10 protein-coding genes and 1 pseudogene are annotated in these 15,526 nt (G+C 43.0%); 6 read left to right on the forward strand and 5 right to left on the reverse strand.

All coding sequences use genetic code 11. The features are described 5' to 3' along the window. Nucleotides 1–133 precede the first annotated feature (133 nt). Complete coding sequence (gene hpnI / locus IQ246_RS22890; RefSeq protein ID WP_194005631.1) at nt 134–1,285, forward strand: bacteriohopanetetrol glucosamine biosynthesis glycosyltransferase HpnI; 1,152 nt, start codon at nt 134–136, stop codon at nt 1,283–1,285. 220 nt (nt 1,286–1,505) lie between these two features. Here the strand turns inward: hpnI and IQ246_RS22895 are convergent, their stop codons facing one another. Beyond that, entirely contained in the window at nt 1,506–3,203 is a 1,698-nt protein-coding gene (locus IQ246_RS22895; RefSeq protein WP_194005632.1) for a calcium-binding protein, read from the reverse strand. Between the two features lie 1,225 nt (nt 3,204–4,428). On the opposite strand from IQ246_RS22895, the gene IQ246_RS22900 reads away from it, so the two are divergent. Beyond that, the gene (locus IQ246_RS22900; protein WP_194005633.1) at nt 4,429–4,875 is read left to right on the forward strand and encodes an orange carotenoid protein N-terminal domain-containing protein; all 447 of its coding nucleotides are present in this window, start codon (nt 4,429–4,431) and stop codon (nt 4,873–4,875) included. A 56-nt stretch (nt 4,876–4,931) separates the two neighbouring features. On the opposite strand, the gene shc is transcribed toward IQ246_RS22900, so the two are convergent. Next, nucleotides 4,932–6,842: a squalene--hopene cyclase gene (shc, locus tag IQ246_RS22905; RefSeq protein ID WP_194005639.1), complete on the reverse strand. Its 1,911-nt coding sequence runs from the start codon at nt 6,840–6,842 to the stop codon at nt 4,932–4,934. 92 nt (nt 6,843–6,934) lie between these two features. Here shc and IQ246_RS22910 point away from each other — a divergent pair, with 92 nt between their 5' ends. Then, the gene (locus IQ246_RS22910) at nt 6,935–8,230 is read left to right on the forward strand and encodes a glycosyltransferase (RefSeq protein WP_194005634.1); all 1,296 of its coding nucleotides are present in this window, start codon (nt 6,935–6,937) and stop codon (nt 8,228–8,230) included. A 148-nt stretch (nt 8,231–8,378) separates the two neighbouring features. Here IQ246_RS22910 and tnpA read toward each other — a convergent pair whose 3' ends face one another. After that, nucleotides 8,379–8,783, reverse strand: a complete 405-nt coding sequence (gene tnpA, locus IQ246_RS22915; RefSeq protein ID WP_194005635.1) for an IS200/IS605 family transposase — start codon at nt 8,781–8,783, stop codon at nt 8,379–8,381. A gap of 81 nt (nt 8,784–8,864) precedes the next feature. Between tnpA and IQ246_RS22920 the strand changes: the two genes are divergently transcribed. Further along, on the forward strand, nt 8,865–10,259 hold the full coding sequence (locus tag IQ246_RS22920; protein ID WP_194005636.1) for an RNA-guided endonuclease TnpB family protein: 1,395 nt from the start codon (nt 8,865–8,867) through the stop codon (nt 10,257–10,259). A gap of 118 nt (nt 10,260–10,377) precedes the next feature. Here IQ246_RS22920 and IQ246_RS22925 read toward each other — a convergent pair whose 3' ends face one another. Together IQ246_RS22925 and IQ246_RS22930 are read right to left on the reverse strand one after the other, a co-directional pair. Then, entirely contained in the window at nt 10,378–11,082 is a 705-nt protein-coding gene (locus tag IQ246_RS22925) for a phosphorylase (protein WP_194005640.1), read from the reverse strand. 47 nt (nt 11,083–11,129) lie between these two features. Beyond that, nucleotides 11,130–11,375: a hypothetical protein gene (locus IQ246_RS22930; protein WP_194005637.1), complete on the reverse strand. Its 246-nt coding sequence runs from the start codon at nt 11,373–11,375 to the stop codon at nt 11,130–11,132. Between the two features lie 274 nt (nt 11,376–11,649). On the opposite strand from IQ246_RS22930, the pseudogene IQ246_RS22935 reads away from it, so the two are divergent. After that, nucleotides 11,650–14,335 (forward strand): annotated as a pseudogene (locus IQ246_RS22935) (efflux RND transporter permease subunit). Continuing rightward, complete coding sequence (gene hpnA / locus IQ246_RS22940; protein WP_194005638.1) at nt 14,335–15,318, forward strand: hopanoid-associated sugar epimerase; 984 nt, start codon at nt 14,335–14,337, stop codon at nt 15,316–15,318. The pseudogene IQ246_RS22935 and the gene hpnA overlap by 1 nt, the downstream one beginning before the upstream one ends. Nucleotides 15,319–15,526 lie beyond the last annotated feature (208 nt).

Genomic DNA, 15,526 nt, shown 5'->3' on the forward strand with positions numbered 1-15,526 from the left:
GGAATGGGGAATGGGGAATGGGGAATGGGAAGATTTAGTTAAGATCCGATTCGGCGTAAGGGCGGGTTTCTTTCACGGTTCTCAATCCTCTTGATTGTGTTTACTTCAAAGTGTTAATAATTCATAAATTTAGATGACCATTATTGATGTCTTGCTATTAATCCTCTGTTTATCATCTGTCTTGTTTTACTGCTATGGGATTTATGCAGCGATCGCTTTCTGGAATCACCCCCATCCCATTACTCCTGAATTCCATCCGGCTATTACCATTCTTAAACCAATTTGTGGGGTTGATAGCGATGCTTACCAAAACCTCGCCTCATTTTGTCAACAAGATTATCTAGAGTACCAGATTATCTTTGCTGTGCGCGATCGCCAAGACCCTGGTATAGAAGTTGTCAATAAAATCATCCAGCAGTTTCCAGATACGGATATTCATTTGGTGGTGAGCGATCGGATCATTGGCACAAACTTGAAAGTGAGTAATTTAGCGAATGCTGTCGCCGCCGCTAAACATGAAATTCTACTCATCGCGGACAGTGACATTCGAGTTGAGACAGATTATTTGCAACGAGTTATCCAGCCGCTGAAAGCTGAAAGTGTTGGTGTTGTCACCTGTTTGTATCGTTCTTTAGCACAAGGATGGGTAACAACTTTAGAGGCGTTAGGGACTGCTACCGATTTTCATGCAGGCGTTTTAGTTAGTAATCAACTCCAAGGGATCAAATTTGCTTTCGGTTCCACTATTGTAATTCGCAAACAAGTGCTGGAATTGATTGGTGGATTTGAAGCGATCGCTGATTATCTGGCGGATGACTTCCAACTGGGCTATCTACCAGCCCAAGCTGGTTACAAGGTTGTATTATCTGACTATGTAGTTGAACATGTTTTAGCAAGTAGTACCCTAGTTGATGCCATCCAGCGCCAAATTCGTTGGGCGCGTTGTATTCGCGTTTCTCGCCCTTGGGGTTATCTGGGATTGCTGTTTACCTACGGTACAGTTACTAGCTTATTGTTGTTGATTGCTACGGGAGGTTCAGTAGTAGGTTGGACTGGCTTAGTGATCACTTGGCTGATGCGGTTGGTAATGGGCTGGGTTGTTGGGGTGAAAATTCTCAATGACTCAGTTGCTAAAAAGTTCTTGTGGGTCATCCCTTTGCGGGATTTGATTCATTTTGCTATATGGTGCTATGGTTTTGTGGGCAGCACAATTGAGTGGCGAGGACAGCAACTAAAGTTGATCAAAGGCGGTAAGTTGGTGGCGGGAGCAATGCGATTTGGTTAGATGAACCCAAAAGGAAGCGATCGCTATCTAATTAAGAATATTTATTGATAATAATAATCGAATAAGAAGAAGGGGGTTATAAAGGCAAGCATCGCTTGCCTTTACAGTTTATAAGCGTTCTGGAGTGACTTAAGGGAAAAAGTCAAAATCACAGAGAAGTTAGTTAATGGAATTGAATGGGTAGTCACAGACAGATGATTTCCCCTTCCAATCTCAGTCTCTACACAAACACGAAGGCTCTAGAAGAAATATTTAGATCTAACGATGCATTTTGCAAAATACCAATCAGTTCTCCTCTAGCTGTGACTCCCGGATCAAAAATCAGTGCAGCATCAATGGTTCCTGTGGCAGAAGTAAAAAAGTCAAAGCTATAAAAATCTCTTGAGCCTTTGAGTTGAATGAAATCTTCACGGAAGTTAAAGTCAGTAATCAGGGCATAATCAAATTCCCCTGTAGTCAAAGCCTGACCATCATCATAGTAAACAAAATTACTATCACCAAGCACGAAGGTATCCCTACCAGATGAACCAGTCAAAGTATCAATCTCACCACTACCAAACCCGACTTCACTAGTAGCACTGGTGTCTACTCCAGTCAAACGGTCGTTACCATTGCCACCATCAAGAGTATCATTGCCTAATCCCGCAATGAGTATGTCTGCTCCAACTTCACCAAAGATAGTATCATTGCCATCACCACCAAAGATTTGGTCGTTACCATTGCCACCAAAAACGGTGTCATTGCCTTCATTACTAAAGATTTCGTCGTTACCTGTGTTGCCATTGATGTTATCATCACCCCCACGACCAAAGATACGGTCGTTACCGTTGCCACCATCAATAGTGTCATTGCCATCACCACCATCAATGATGTCGTCGCTATCCCCACCACTAATGTTGTCATTACCTGCATCTCCGTTGAGGCGATCGCTATTATTCCCACCATCAATGGTGTCGTTACCATCACCACCAGATATATCATCCCGCCCTTCATTACCTGCTAGAGTGTCATTTCCAGCATCACCAAAAATCAGGTCATTACCAGCTCCTCCTTCTACTGTATCCCTACCATTACCGCCAAAAATATTGTCATTTCCAGCATCACCGAAAATTTCGTCATTACCCCCGAGTCCTTGTATGACATCATTACCGCCTAAACCAAAAATCTGCTCACCACGGTTACTACCAGTTAATATATCTCTGCCTTCAGTGCCAACCACAGTAATTAGAGGTTTAGCAATAAAATTAACTATTTGCTGTCTTTCTTGTTGACTTATTCCCTCTAGTGCATCTAATCCCAAGGATTCTAGCTCTGCGGCTTTAGCTAGTGCTGTTGCTTGGTCAGAATTTTGAGCCGCAAAATGCATAACAATTTGAGTTTCACCTGGAGCTAATGTCAGATCGTATGCAAAGTTAATATTGTCAGAATTCAAAGATGCAGCATTAGGGCTAAGACTAGAATTGTCTCCACCTATTACATGCACCATCGTGGGGTCGAAATCACCATCAAAATCATCGGTGACAAGCCAGTTGTCATTTATATCAAAAACATTATCGCCACTAGAAGTGCTTACTAAAACAGTTCCACCGTCAGAACCGAGATTAGCATTCAGGTTAACTGTGTAATTAACTGTTGAAGAACTAGTATTAGTAACAATTTCCAAAAATCTAGCCCATGACTGATCTTCTGGGACGTAAATTTTCCTCTGTACTTCTACGCCATCAACTGAAGCTGCTCCCAGAACAACCTCTCGTCCGTTCTCTTCAGTTTGAGCAGTATTGAAGCTAGGGAAGTTGGTTAAATTCAAACCACCATCATAGGCATCATTAGTGCCATCACCAATACTTCCATTTGACTGAATATCCCAGAGAAATCCAGAAGAGTCAAATAAATTAATAGGTAAAGTAATATCTGTCATGTTTTACTCCTTGTTGCCTGATAATTAATGGTTCAGCACAGATCGTTAATATTGAAATCATTTCTAATTGATGAACTGAATCAAAATTCAATCTTTTCTGAATAGTTATTTATCACTAATATCGAGGTCACGTAAACTGTTTTACCCAATCTTTAAAATATAGCTTTCTGTAAAATTTAATATATTGAAAAAATCTATAACCTTAAATTTAAACTTTGCTCAGATATATTTTGTTCGCTTATTTAAAATTCGATATTTTATTAAAATTAGTTTGATTGTTGACAAAATTACATTTTTTTATTTACGAAAACGCAATTATTTTTTGTGCAAACAAGAGTTTTGTGTTAAAGGCTTGTGCTGAGAGATACATAAGTTAATCTAATGCTGAAGCTAATAATATCTCTGTTCAAGCAAAAATCAAGTTTATACAAGCTTAATACTATGCTGTTAACACAGGTCAATAAATATAGGACTTATGCACACTCTACGAATTCTCGGCGTTCTTCTCTACCAGACGCTGCGCGTTCACGTAGTGTCTGGTAGAGAAGGCGTCTTGATAAGAGGCAGTCTTGCTGGGGGAACTTAAAGGTACAAACCTCACCCGCAAGTGGCGTGATTTTTCCCCCTGCTCCCTTGCTAAGAGCTCCCCTGCTTTTTCATTCAGCACGGACTATGCCCCGCTAAGAGGATGTTTTAAAAGTTTTAGGCGAATATAATTCGCTACTACACAGGCAAAGTCCGCCTGCGCGGACTAACATAAAATTAAGGTTTGGTCTGTGTAGCCAAGCCACTGCGTTGGGCGGCTATGCCGACTTGTAGCAAGTGGCGCGCGATTTCTAATCGCCTGGGCAAGTGATAAATTAGACTTTACAAACATCCTCTAAGCTAATGTGCGTCCAAGTTGCACATTCACTGGCTAAGACCGTCATTAATCATTTGTCATGCGTCCTTTGTAAATACTTTCGACTAATGACAAATTACGCATGACAGCCCTCATGAATGATTGTGCAATCTAAATGTCTTTTAGCTTACCGCTACCAGCACTTTGAAAGCAGGACTACACTCCGCCCGACTGATATTATGTTTCTAATTATTCTACTCTCTGGTTTAAATACATCTATCTTCAGTCAGGTAAAACGTCAAATAGATATCTGATATTGTTGCTATTAAGAGTTATTAATTGCAGTTGTTCTACAAATCTATTACTGACTTATTGGGGGTTTTTATGACTTCTACAAATATCAATTTTTCAGAACAAGGTATATCAAAGTTCCAGAATTTAGATGTAGACGATCGCTTGACTGTGTTGGCATTACTTTACAACGAAATTGCTGATGAAGTTCCTGCGATCGCCCTCAATAATGTGCCAAATGATAGTACAGCAAATTTGGTAGCCCAAATTCAAAATCTGCCCCAAGCAGAACAGCTAATTGCTTTACGTCAGTTGTTAAAAAATGAAGAAGGAGAAACGGCAATTTCTACTAAAGAGTATGCCGCAATGAGCACTGATTGTAAATTAGCTTTTTGGTATCACTTAGCCCAAAATTTGGGAACTTCCATTATTGGTGTACCAAATGACCATATACCGTCTGAAAAAGCAACAGAAGTATTGGATTTACTCGAAACACCAAACCTTGAAGAACTAGTAACTTTCTTAAAGCAGGTGCTGTAAAAGTTCTGGTAGGACTTACGCAAAATCTCTCTGAAAGTCTCTTGACTTCTCTTCTACTAGCCCAAAACTGCTTGATAGCGACCTAAAGCAATTAAAGGGAAGTATTGTTGATACAAGTGATACTTGAGATAAAAATGTCCAGGGAAGCCAGTCCCGGTAAAGTTTGCCTCGTACCAAGTACCATCAGGCTGTTGAGTTGCCAAAAGGTAGTTAATTCCGCGCTCAATGGTGTCAAGCGCTAATTTGCCAGTTGCTTCACCTGCTGCTATTAGCCCAATTAAAGCCCAAGCAGTTTGGGATGCAGTGCTATCTCCTTGTCCTTTGAGACTAGGATCGTTATAGCTGCGGCAAGTTTCGCCCCAACCGCCATCTGGGTTTTGACAGACCACTAGCCAAGCTTCGCCCCGTTTTATACTGAATTGGTGCCTTTGAGGATCAATTAAGGCCAGGGCTGACAAAGCGCCACTAGTGCCGTAGATATAATTTACACCCCAGCGACCAAACCAACAGCCTTCAGTTTCTTGCTCGTCCAAAAGATAAGTAAGCGCTCGTTCCAGATTGTGCATATCAATTGATAAGTCACAAGCACCTAGCATTTCTAGAACCCTAGCGGTAACATCTGCGGTATTGGGGTCAATCATGGCTTTCAAGTCTCCATAGGGGATGGAGTTGAGCCAATCCTGATCGTTGTCCAAATCAAAGGCAGCCCAACCGCCTGGCTTACACTGCATAGATGCGATCCAATTTAAGCCACGGGCGATCGCAGTCTGCTTTAATTTTTCATTGGGGAGTTTTGCTACATGTAGAGCCATCACCACAACAGCTGAATCATCTACATCTGGATAAAAGTTATTGTCAAATTCAAACGCCCAAGCTCCTGGTTTTCCCTGGTGATTTTTGAGCGCCCAATCTCCGTAGTCCAAAATTTGCTTTTGTAGTAACCACTGTCCAGCCTGTACCACAGCCGGATCATCTGGTGCAAAACCAGATTCTACTAGGGCACGCATCACCCAAGCTGTATCCCAGACAGGTGAAATACAAGGCTGTACGCGGTAGTTATCCTCTGTTTCTAGGGCAAAATTATCTATTGCTTGCAAACCTCGTTCCACAATGGGATCGCTGACGTCATAATCGAGACACCGCAAAGCCAGCATTGAATTGAGCATGGCAGGAATAATCCCACCCCAGTCACCGGTGGCTTCTTGCCGTTCTAAAATCCATTTTTCGGCTGCTTTAATGCCTTCTTCACGAAAGGGTACTAAATTTAAGCTTTCTGCTAACTTGAACCCATCATCAAGGGTGAGAAATAAATCTGTCCAATCGCCACTGCGGGGCAATTCCCAGTGAACTTGCTCGACACCTTCAACGTATAGCTCATCTAAGTTGATAGTTGGATTGGTGATCAAAACAGGTTTGCGATCGCAGACAATCAACAGCGGTACAGTACTGGAGCGGGCCCAGCTAGACATTTCGTAGATATTAAAGGGGAAAGCTGTGGGCAAAAGCATTACCCAAGGCGGCAGTGAGGGAATACCGCGCCAGTTGTAACAGCCAAGTAAAGCTAGGTATAACTTGGTAAAAATCCGAGTTTTGCTAATACCACCTCGTTTGAGAATAAAAGCTCGTGCTTGAATCATCGCCGGATCATTTGCCGATACACCCAGCAACTTCAGCGCCATGTAAGCCTCAACCGAAGTACTCAGTTCTCCGCCATCTCCGTAGAAAAGCTCCCAACCCCCATGCTGCCGTTGCTGATCACGCAGATAGGTTTCAACCTTGTCTAATGGTCTTGTTTGGTCTGTTCCCCAAATTTTATGCAGGAGAACTACCTCAGCAGTAATTGTGACATTGGATTCTAACTCTGCCCACCAATAACCCGCAGGGTTTTGAATCGAAAGCAGATATTTTTGGCTAGCTGCGATCGCCGCTGCGACTTGATTGACTTTTACACTGTCTTGTGTTTGCATCAAATACTATTTAACCTCAACACTCAACATCTAGTTATGAACACGGCAGTATGGTGTATTGTGTCTGAGTCAGTAAGAATTTGCAAGAGATCATGGCGGCAATTGTATTAGGGTTGATGCTCTTATCCTTGACAATTTGGTTGGGATTACTGAGTTTTTGGGGACAGTTTTGGCGAGCAGACCAGCAATTAGAAGTAGAGACGTTGTATACAACGTCTCCACAATCGTTAAATGTAACGTCTCCACAATCGTTACCTGTAGTTTGTGCGGTCATTCCTGCCCGTAACGAAGCTGATTTGATTGCAACCACATTGCGATCGCTCCTCCTCCAAGATTATCCTGGTTCTTTGAACGTGTTTTTAGTAGACGATCGCAGTACAGACCGGACAGCAAATTTTGCTGAAGGGGTTGCCTACGCCCTAGATAAATCCCAGCAATTGCATATTATTTCTGGTCAAGCATTACCTCCTGGTTGGTCAGGTAAACTTTGGGCTATCGAGCAAGGTATCAAGAACGCTGTAGAGACGTTACATGTAACGTCTCCAGATGTAACGTCTCCAGATGTAACATCTCCAGATGTAACGTCTCTACAGAAACCCGATTATTTTTTACTGACAGATGCAGATATTGAACATGACGTTAGCAATCTCCGCCGATTAGTTGCCAAAGCTGTGCAGGAAGATTTAGACCTAGTTTCTGTAATGGTGCGACTCAGGTGTGAAAGCTTTTGGGAAAAATTTTTAATCCCGGCTTTCGTTTTTTTCTTCCAAAAACTCTATCCTTTCCGCTGGGTTAATAGCCCCAACAATCCAACTGCTGCTGCTGCTGGGGGTTGCATCCTAATTCGTCGAGAAGCTTTAGAGCAAATTGGCGGTATTCAAGTCATTCGCCAAACTTTAATTGACGATTGCGCCTTGGCTCGTGCTGTTAAAGAGAGAGGGAGACAAAGTAATTCTTCTTTCGCCCCTGTTCCCGGCCGTATTTGGCTTGGATTGAGTACTTTGACTCGGAGTCTGCGCCCATATCCAACTTTGGGGACGATTTGGGATATGGTTGCTCGTACTGCTTACACGCAACTGGATTCTTCTCCATTGCTGCTACTGGGTACTTTGTTGGGAATGACGCTGATTTATTTGGTTCCACCTGTGGGTGTCATTTTAGGTTTGATTTGGGGAAATTGGGCGATCGCATTTATAGGTTTATGCACATGGCTACTAATGACTTTGGCTTATTTGCCTACGATTCGCTTTTATAAATGTCCTTTTTGGTTAGCATTTTGCTTACCTGCGATCGCTTTTCTCTATACCCTGATGACTTTAGACTCAGCCCTACGTCATTGGCAAGGGCGCGGCGGTGCTTGGAAAGGACGTGTTTATCCCAATTCGTAAAGGTAAGCCACTAAGCTCCATTTATGAATTAGCGAATTTGAAATTATAAAAAAATGCTGAAAACCCCTGAGACAGAGGTGCGTAAGCACCGTATCTCGTACTTCAGGCTCTTGATGAAAGCTAGTAGCACCGTTTACGGTGTTCCGATTTAATCTTTTTGGTGTGCAATATATTCTATTACGTTCTTTGTAGAAATATTGCCAGCAGTGGAAACAAAATAACTGGGTGTCCATAGAGTTGGGAGTTTAAGCAATTCTGGAAACTCTCTTCTTAAGTGATGAGAAGCCCGTCCTTTAATCCTATTCATGATTTGGGACGGGTTATCTGTTGGTTTCACATTCAAAAATAAGTGAACATGGTCAGGCATAATTTCCATTGCAACAATTTTCCATCTATTTTCAATGCAAACCTCACAGATGATTTGCTGTAATCTCTCTGCTATTTCACCTAGCAATACCTTCTTTCTGCGCTTAGGGATAAAAACAAAGTGGTAGTTGAGTAGTGATATAGCGTTTCCTTCGTGTCTATATTCCTCAGGAGAAAAACTTCCCATACTTCTGTAATTAGTGATTGGGTTGTGTCTATGTATAGTGTATATTCAAGGAAGCCAATCAACAACAGAAGGTGATAGTATTTGCTGACAAATTATGTTTACAGGCTTCGTCCTAACGTCACTCAGTCCAACAAAATGAGTAACTGGCTAGATATGCTTCGCTCGACCTACAACTGGAGTTTAGCTGACAGAATAGACCAGTATAACCAGCAATTCATTCAGGGGGACTACTGTGATCTAAGAGCTAGAGGAGAAGCTTGCCCGCTAACTTGTTTTGTGAGTAAGAATGGTGCGAGCGGTGAACCCTGGAAAGACACCAAAGTTAATAAGGATGGTAAGCTAAAAAACCCACGGCGTAGTGCTGGAGATATCCAAATAACTGGATTGCCAGAATTAAAGAAAGCTAGACCGTGGTTTGGTGGAATTGACTCCACAGTGCTACAGCAAAATGTAAAACGTCTTGATGCTGCTTACAAAAACTTCTTCTCTGCGAGACGCTGCGCGAATGAGGGTAGAGGGTTTACCAAGTTCAAGAATCGAAATAACTTTACATCTTTCACCTACCAGATGGGTGTAAAAGTTCAAGGTAATAAAATATATCTTCCTAAGTTGGGATGGATGCGTTTTTTCAACTCCCGCGTGATCCCAGAAGGATTTACCATCAAAGCTGCAACAATCCGCAAGCGTCAAGATGGTTGGTACGTTTCAATTAGGATTGAAGATAAAACCATACCAGATTACGTGTCAAAGCCACTAGATGAAGTTAAGTCTATTCTTGGTTGTGACTTGGGGATAACCAAACTCGTTCACTTGTCGGACAGGTATCAAATTGATAATCCTAGATTTTCAACCAATAAGAAAGCTCAACGTACTTTGAAAATTAGACAGAGGCGAATTAGCAGAAAAGTTAAGGGTAGTAAAAATCGCCAAAAATCATCTATCAAGTTAGGACGTTTTCACAAAAAGATTGCAGATAAACGTGCTGCTTACCAGTGGGATGTTGCTAATAAAATAGTATCTAGAAAGGTTGATGCTATTGCCCTAGAAGATTTAAACATCTCCGGTATGTTGAAACGTTGCAAAATAAAAACTGATGAAATAACCGGGAGATTTCTAAAGAATGGACAATCAACAAAGAAAGGCTTAAACCGCGCTATCTCCGATGCCAGCTGGGCTGATTTGATTTTAAAGATTGAGTATCTGGCTGAGAAGCAAGGAAAAGTCGTAATTAAAATCAATCCTAAACATTCATCCCAAGAATGCAGAAATTGTGGACATATTGATAAGTCAAATCGTGATGGTGAGAAGTTCATTTGTACAGAATGCGGGTATCACGAACACGCTGACATCGGTGCAGCCAAAACAATTAGAGATAGAGGTTTGGAAATAGTACGTGGGGACTCCGCGAAACTAGGTGTTAATCACCAAAACGCCCAAAAGGTGAGCCAGTGCTCTACTTGGGGTCTCCCCAAGTAGAGCAACTGGCGGGATCACCACGCTCTATGAGCCTTCGTGGTGAGTTTGGGAACCTGTGCAAACAGGATATTAAGGCTGCAAAGTCTTAAGAATCTCCTCGCCTTTAGGCAGGAGAGTGTCAATCAAGCTTATAGCTAGAAAACAGCAAATTGGTCACTTGCTCCAACACTTTTAGTCCTGTTAATGAACCTCGGATTAATCGAGTCGCAGCAATAGGTTGTCGAAGCAATATCATCGCTAATTTTAACGGCTGAAGGGAACCATCGGTGTTGATTGCTGTTGTTAAGTCAGGGATATCATACTGACAGTCGTCGCTGACTACTCGTAACATTGCCACTGCTACCCCAGACGCGTTGAAAAACTCTAAGGCTGCAAATCCTTCCATGTCAACAACATCAGTACCCAATGTCTCACCCAAATGGAGTTTTTCGCCAGCAGACCAAATGACGCGATCGCAACTTAATGAATTGACTAAAGACACTTTATCTGATATTTGAGAATGCAACTGAGTTGTGAAGACGCGATCGCATTCTCGAACTTGCTTCTGATAAACACAATTCCGATACAGCACAACATCTCCAACTGCATAACGCTTGCTCAAGCTGCCACAAATACCCATGATTAGAACTCTCGGTTGTGAATCATTCGGGAAGTGTTTATCCCTTTGCCATTGTTCTAGGTATTTGGTTAAGGGTTTCATTCCAACGGGAATCGCTAGCACCGTTGGTGTTGTGCCAGTGATGTGGCTTAAGCCGCCACACACAGCTTTGTACTCCGCTCCCTGTGGCACAAAAATCGTTTGAATGGGTGGTAAATTAGGCATTAATCTAGTATTTGTAACCGCAGATATATGCAAGGGTAAGATTTTTGTCATTTACGGCGATCGCGTTTTGTTTGTCTTGGGCAAAATGCGAATAACCAAAGAACATTTTTTAAAAAATTTGATACGCTATTACCTATAATTGCTGCCATGATCATCAATGCTGGTGAATTGGAATGAGAAATACAAAAGCTGACAGAATCAAACGGATTTATCAGGTTTACCTCAACAACCTCAACCACGGCAAAGTAGAGATTCTGTATTGGCTTGTATTTCAATACCACAATTTGGTACATTATCTTATTGATTTTTTTCGGCAGCTTAAATCTTTCCTTATTTATGGCAAAAAGTACTTATATCAAAGACTTCATGCGCTGCGATCGCAACGCGTGATCATAAATTTTTACTTCCTTGTGCGTAATTCTCAAGATATATTTAGCAATGGGCCAAGTATTAGGAAGCGGAAATTCATGGCCTCCGTTTCTGCCAAAAGATGGAACAATGTTTGAATTAACAAAGTTCTAACTAACCATGACTAATAATTGTATCACCGCCCGATGATTGTCCAAAATGGTAAAGTCTAATAGCTCCAAATCCGCACGAGAACGCTTCAACATTTCCAAATTGGCAATTGAATTTTCGTGGCTAACGGTGAGTTTTTGGATTGCCGTGACGGTAGCTGGGCTTTTGGCTTTCAGTTCCCTCAAGTATGCTTTGTTTCCAGATATTACTTTTCCAGTGGTGGTGGTAAATGCTACAGCCCCGCTGACAACTGCTCTGGATACAGAGGCTAAGCTCACCCAACCAATAGAGGAGCGCTTGCGCGGACTAGCAGGACTTGAGGATATCCGTTCATCCATTTATCCTGGTCAAAGTGCCGTTAGCTTGTCTTTTGTTGTCGGCACGAATCTAGAAACATCGACCCGTAACATCGAAACGAAGCTCAAACAGTTGACTCTGACTAAGGGAGCAACTTACAAAATTATTCCCTTGAACTTGAATGAGTCAGCCGCCATTAGCTATGCCATTGAGAGTCCAACGCGTAATCTCACAGAACTAACTAAGCTGGCAAATGACCAAGTATTAAGTGCGATCGCTAAACTGCCAGGAGTCCTCAAAGTCTCACTGCTGGGCGCTCCTACCGCTCCTCCCTTACAGCCAACTAATGTTAATGTCCCTCAAAGTGGGGCGACATTAGTCAGGTTTAACGGCAAAGATGCTCTAGCATTTCAAGTGATTAAACGTGGCAATGCCAACACATTGGAAGTGGTAAGTCGGGTTGAGCAAGAAGTCCAAAAGCTGCGCCCTACCCTGAAGGATGTCACACTCACCTTAGCTGCCACTCAAGCAGAATACATCCGTCATGCCACCCAGTCAACAATAGATGCGCTGATGGAAGCAGTTTTGTTATCCATCGTCGTTATTTTTCCTTTTTTATGGAGTTGGCGAGCCACCTTAATTTCCGCACTGGCGATTCCTACGTCTCTTTTAGCGACGTTTATCGTCATGGCGATTTACGGCTTCAACTTAGAAACAATTACACTGTTAGCTTTAGCTTTAGTGATTGGGAGTATTGTAGATGATGCGATCGTTGATGTGGAAAACATCATGCGGCACATCGAAGACGGTGAACATCCTCGCCAAGCCGCGCTTTTAGCTACGAATGAAATTGGACTGACAGTCACAGCCGCCACCTTGACAGCAGTAGCGGTGTTTCTGCCCATCGGTTTAATGGGTGGGGTAATCGGTCAGTTCTTTAAGCCTTTTGGTATCACTGTTTCAGCGGCGATGCTCGCTTCTATGCTAGTTGCTCGGACTTTATCGCCGGTGTTGGCTATCTACTGGCTGAAACCTAAAGCCTCGCGTTCCCCTCGCCGGGAAGGGAATATGTGGATGGCTTTTGCCCAATCTTATCGAAATTTACTAGGGTGGTCTTTGAACCACCGGAGGATAGTTGTTGGATTAGCTGTACTCAGTTTCATTGCGGGTATAGCACTGATCCCATTAATTCCCAAAGGATTTATTCCCAAACTAGATCGTGGCGAATTCAATATTGCTTACACTGCTCCTTTGCCAAGTTTTCTAGGAGCAGAGGAGCAGGGGAGCAATACCAATCCCCAATTCCCAATCCCCAATCCCCAATTCCCAATCCCCAATTCCCAATCCCTTAAATGATTCTCTTGAAGTTGCTAAAAAACTGGAGGCGGTAGTTAGAAAATCTCCAGTTGTGGAAACGGTATTTACTACTGTTGGCTCTCGTGAAGGTGAGCCGAATAAAGGTACGCTCTATGTAAAGCTGAAGGACGATCGCAACATCAAAACTGGGGAACTACAAGACCAATTCCGTTCCTCCTTACCCAAACTTTCTGGGGTGACTACCAGTATTGAAGATATTCAGTTTGTCGATACCGGCGGTCAAAAACCCTTGCAAGTAGCCTTACGAGGTAATGATCTCCAAGCTTTAAGCAAAGCAGCCAAGGCAATTAAACAGCGCCTCCAGAAAATACCAGGATTCGCTGATGTCACAATCACAGGTGAAACCAATTCACAAGGTACAGTTTTTCAAATTGAGCGCCTGAATAACCAGCGAGTAGCCTATATCGGTGCTAACCTCGGTCAGAATTTGTCTTTGGGTGATGCCACTGACAAAGTGGTAGCTGAAGCTAAGAAAGTATTGCCCTCTGGTGTCTCCTTGGACTTGGGAGGGGATTCAGCCCGCTTGGGTGAGGTTTTTGGTAGTTTCGGCACTACTCTAGCTCTATCGGCACTGTGCATTATGGTGGTGTTGATTCTGCTATTTAAAAGCTGGGTAGACCCCGTAGTAATTGCTTTCTCTTTGCCATTGGCACTTGTGGGGGCAATGCTGGCACTACTTGTTACCAATAGCGACTTTGGGATGATCTCCCTGATCGGCTTTGTATTTTTGTTGGGGCTGACAAACAAAAATGCCATTTTGATTGTAGATTACATCAACCAGCTACGGAAGTCTGGTTTGGAACGCACAGAGGCAATCCTTAAGGCAGGGCCAGTGCGCCTCAGACCAATTATGATGACGACTGCCGCCACAATCTTGGGGATGTTACCGATCGCCTTGGGCTTAGGTGCTGGTTCCGAATTGCGATCGCCTATGGCTGTGGCGATCGCCGGCGGGCTAGTGACTTCAACCATCCTCAGTTTGATTGTCGTCCCTGTGGTTTACGCCATTTTAGATGATTGGTTTCCCCGCTTTCAAAACAAGGGGAGAGGGGAAATTTGATGCAGGTATTTGTTACCGGGGGAACGGGTTTTATTGGCGCTCATTTGGTGCGGTTGTTGCTGGAACAGGGATACGCAGTTAAAGCGCTGGTACGCCCCAGCAGCAATCTGGACAACTTACGCGGTTTGGATGTAGCAATTGTCCAAGGCGATCTAAATGACCCCAATCTCTGGCAACAGATGGTAGGCTGCCAATACCTGTTTCATGTAGCGGCACACTATTCTTTATGGCAAAAAGACCGGGAGCTACTCTACCGCCACAATGTTTTAGGTACACGCAATGTACTAGCCGCAGCCCGTAAAGCTGAGATTGAGCGCACCGTTTACACCAGTTCCGTGGCTGCGATCGGGGTAGGTTCATCTGGTCAAATAGTAGATGAAACTCATCAGAGTCCCATAGATAAATTGGTGAGTGACTACAAGAAATCTAAATTTCTGGCGGAACAAGAAGCCATGAAAGCTGCTGCAAAAGGTCAAGAAGTAGTTGTAGTCAATCCCAGTAGCCCAATCGGGGCATTGGATATTAAACCTACCCCAACAGGTGATATTATTCTGCGATTTTTGCGGCGACAAATGCCCGTATACTTAGATACTGGTTTGAATTTCATCGATGTGCAGGATGTGGCATGGGGACATTTACTAGCTTTGCAGCGGGGGAAGTCAGGCGATCGCTATATTTTAGGTCATCAAAACCTGACACTCAAGCAACTGCTGGAGGAACTCGCCGAGATCACAGGTATGAGCGCACCTCAACGCACTGTACCTGCTTGGTTGCCCCTCAGTGTTGCTTGGATTGATGAAAAAATTCTCGCACCACTGGGGAAATCGCCTTCAGTGCCTTTGGATGGCGTTCGCATGGCTAAACAACCCATGTACTACGATGCCTCAAAGGCAGTACGAGAGTTAAGTCTACCTCAGTCTTCCCTAAATGCAGCACTCAAGGAAGCCGTACATTGGTTTATTTCCAGGGGATATGTCAAATGAGAAATGGTTAGGAGTCAATAGTCAATAGTCAATAGTCAAAGGTCAATAGTCAATAGTCAAAGGTCATTTGTCTTTTATTTATTCTTCCCCTACCCCCTACCCCCTGCTTCCTAACAAGTTAAATACACATCAGTATAACTGCGGTATTTCTATAGGACTAATATTTGATTTTTGAAAAAAATTCAGTACACCTTTATTACTTCTTCCC

The sequence above is a fragment of the aff. Roholtiella sp. LEGE 12411 genome, from assembly GCF_015206995.1.
In the GTDB taxonomy this organism is placed as follows: domain Bacteria; phylum Cyanobacteriota; class Cyanobacteriia; order Cyanobacteriales; family Nostocaceae; genus Komarekiella.

What these genes read in the sequence shown, in the direction of transcription:
- IQ246_RS22900 (WP_194005633.1), top strand. Translation starts at nt 4,429, where the DNA reads ATGACTTCTACAAATATCAATTTTTCAGAACAAGGTATATCAAAGTTC.
- hpnI (WP_194005631.1), top strand. Translation starts at nt 134, where the DNA reads ATGACCATTATTGATGTCTTGCTATTAATCCTCTGTTTATCATCTGTC.
- hpnA (WP_194005638.1), top strand. Translation starts at nt 14,335, where the DNA reads ATGCAGGTATTTGTTACCGGGGGAACGGGTTTTATTGGCGCTCATTTG.
- IQ246_RS22930 (WP_194005637.1), bottom strand. Translation starts at nt 11,375, where the DNA reads ATGTACCAAATTGTGGTATTGAAATACAAGCCAATACAGAATCTCTAC.
- IQ246_RS22895 (WP_194005632.1), bottom strand. Translation starts at nt 3,203, where the DNA reads ATGACAGATATTACTTTACCTATTAATTTATTTGACTCTTCTGGATTT.
- IQ246_RS22910 (WP_194005634.1), top strand. Translation starts at nt 6,935, where the DNA reads ATGGCGGCAATTGTATTAGGGTTGATGCTCTTATCCTTGACAATTTGG.
- IQ246_RS22925 (WP_194005640.1), bottom strand. Translation starts at nt 11,082, where the DNA reads ATGCCTAATTTACCACCCATTCAAACGATTTTTGTGCCACAGGGAGCG.
- tnpA (WP_194005635.1), bottom strand. Translation starts at nt 8,783, where the DNA reads ATGGGAAGTTTTTCTCCTGAGGAATATAGACACGAAGGAAACGCTATA.
- shc (WP_194005639.1), bottom strand. Translation starts at nt 6,842, where the DNA reads ATGCAAACACAAGACAGTGTAAAAGTCAATCAAGTCGCAGCGGCGATC.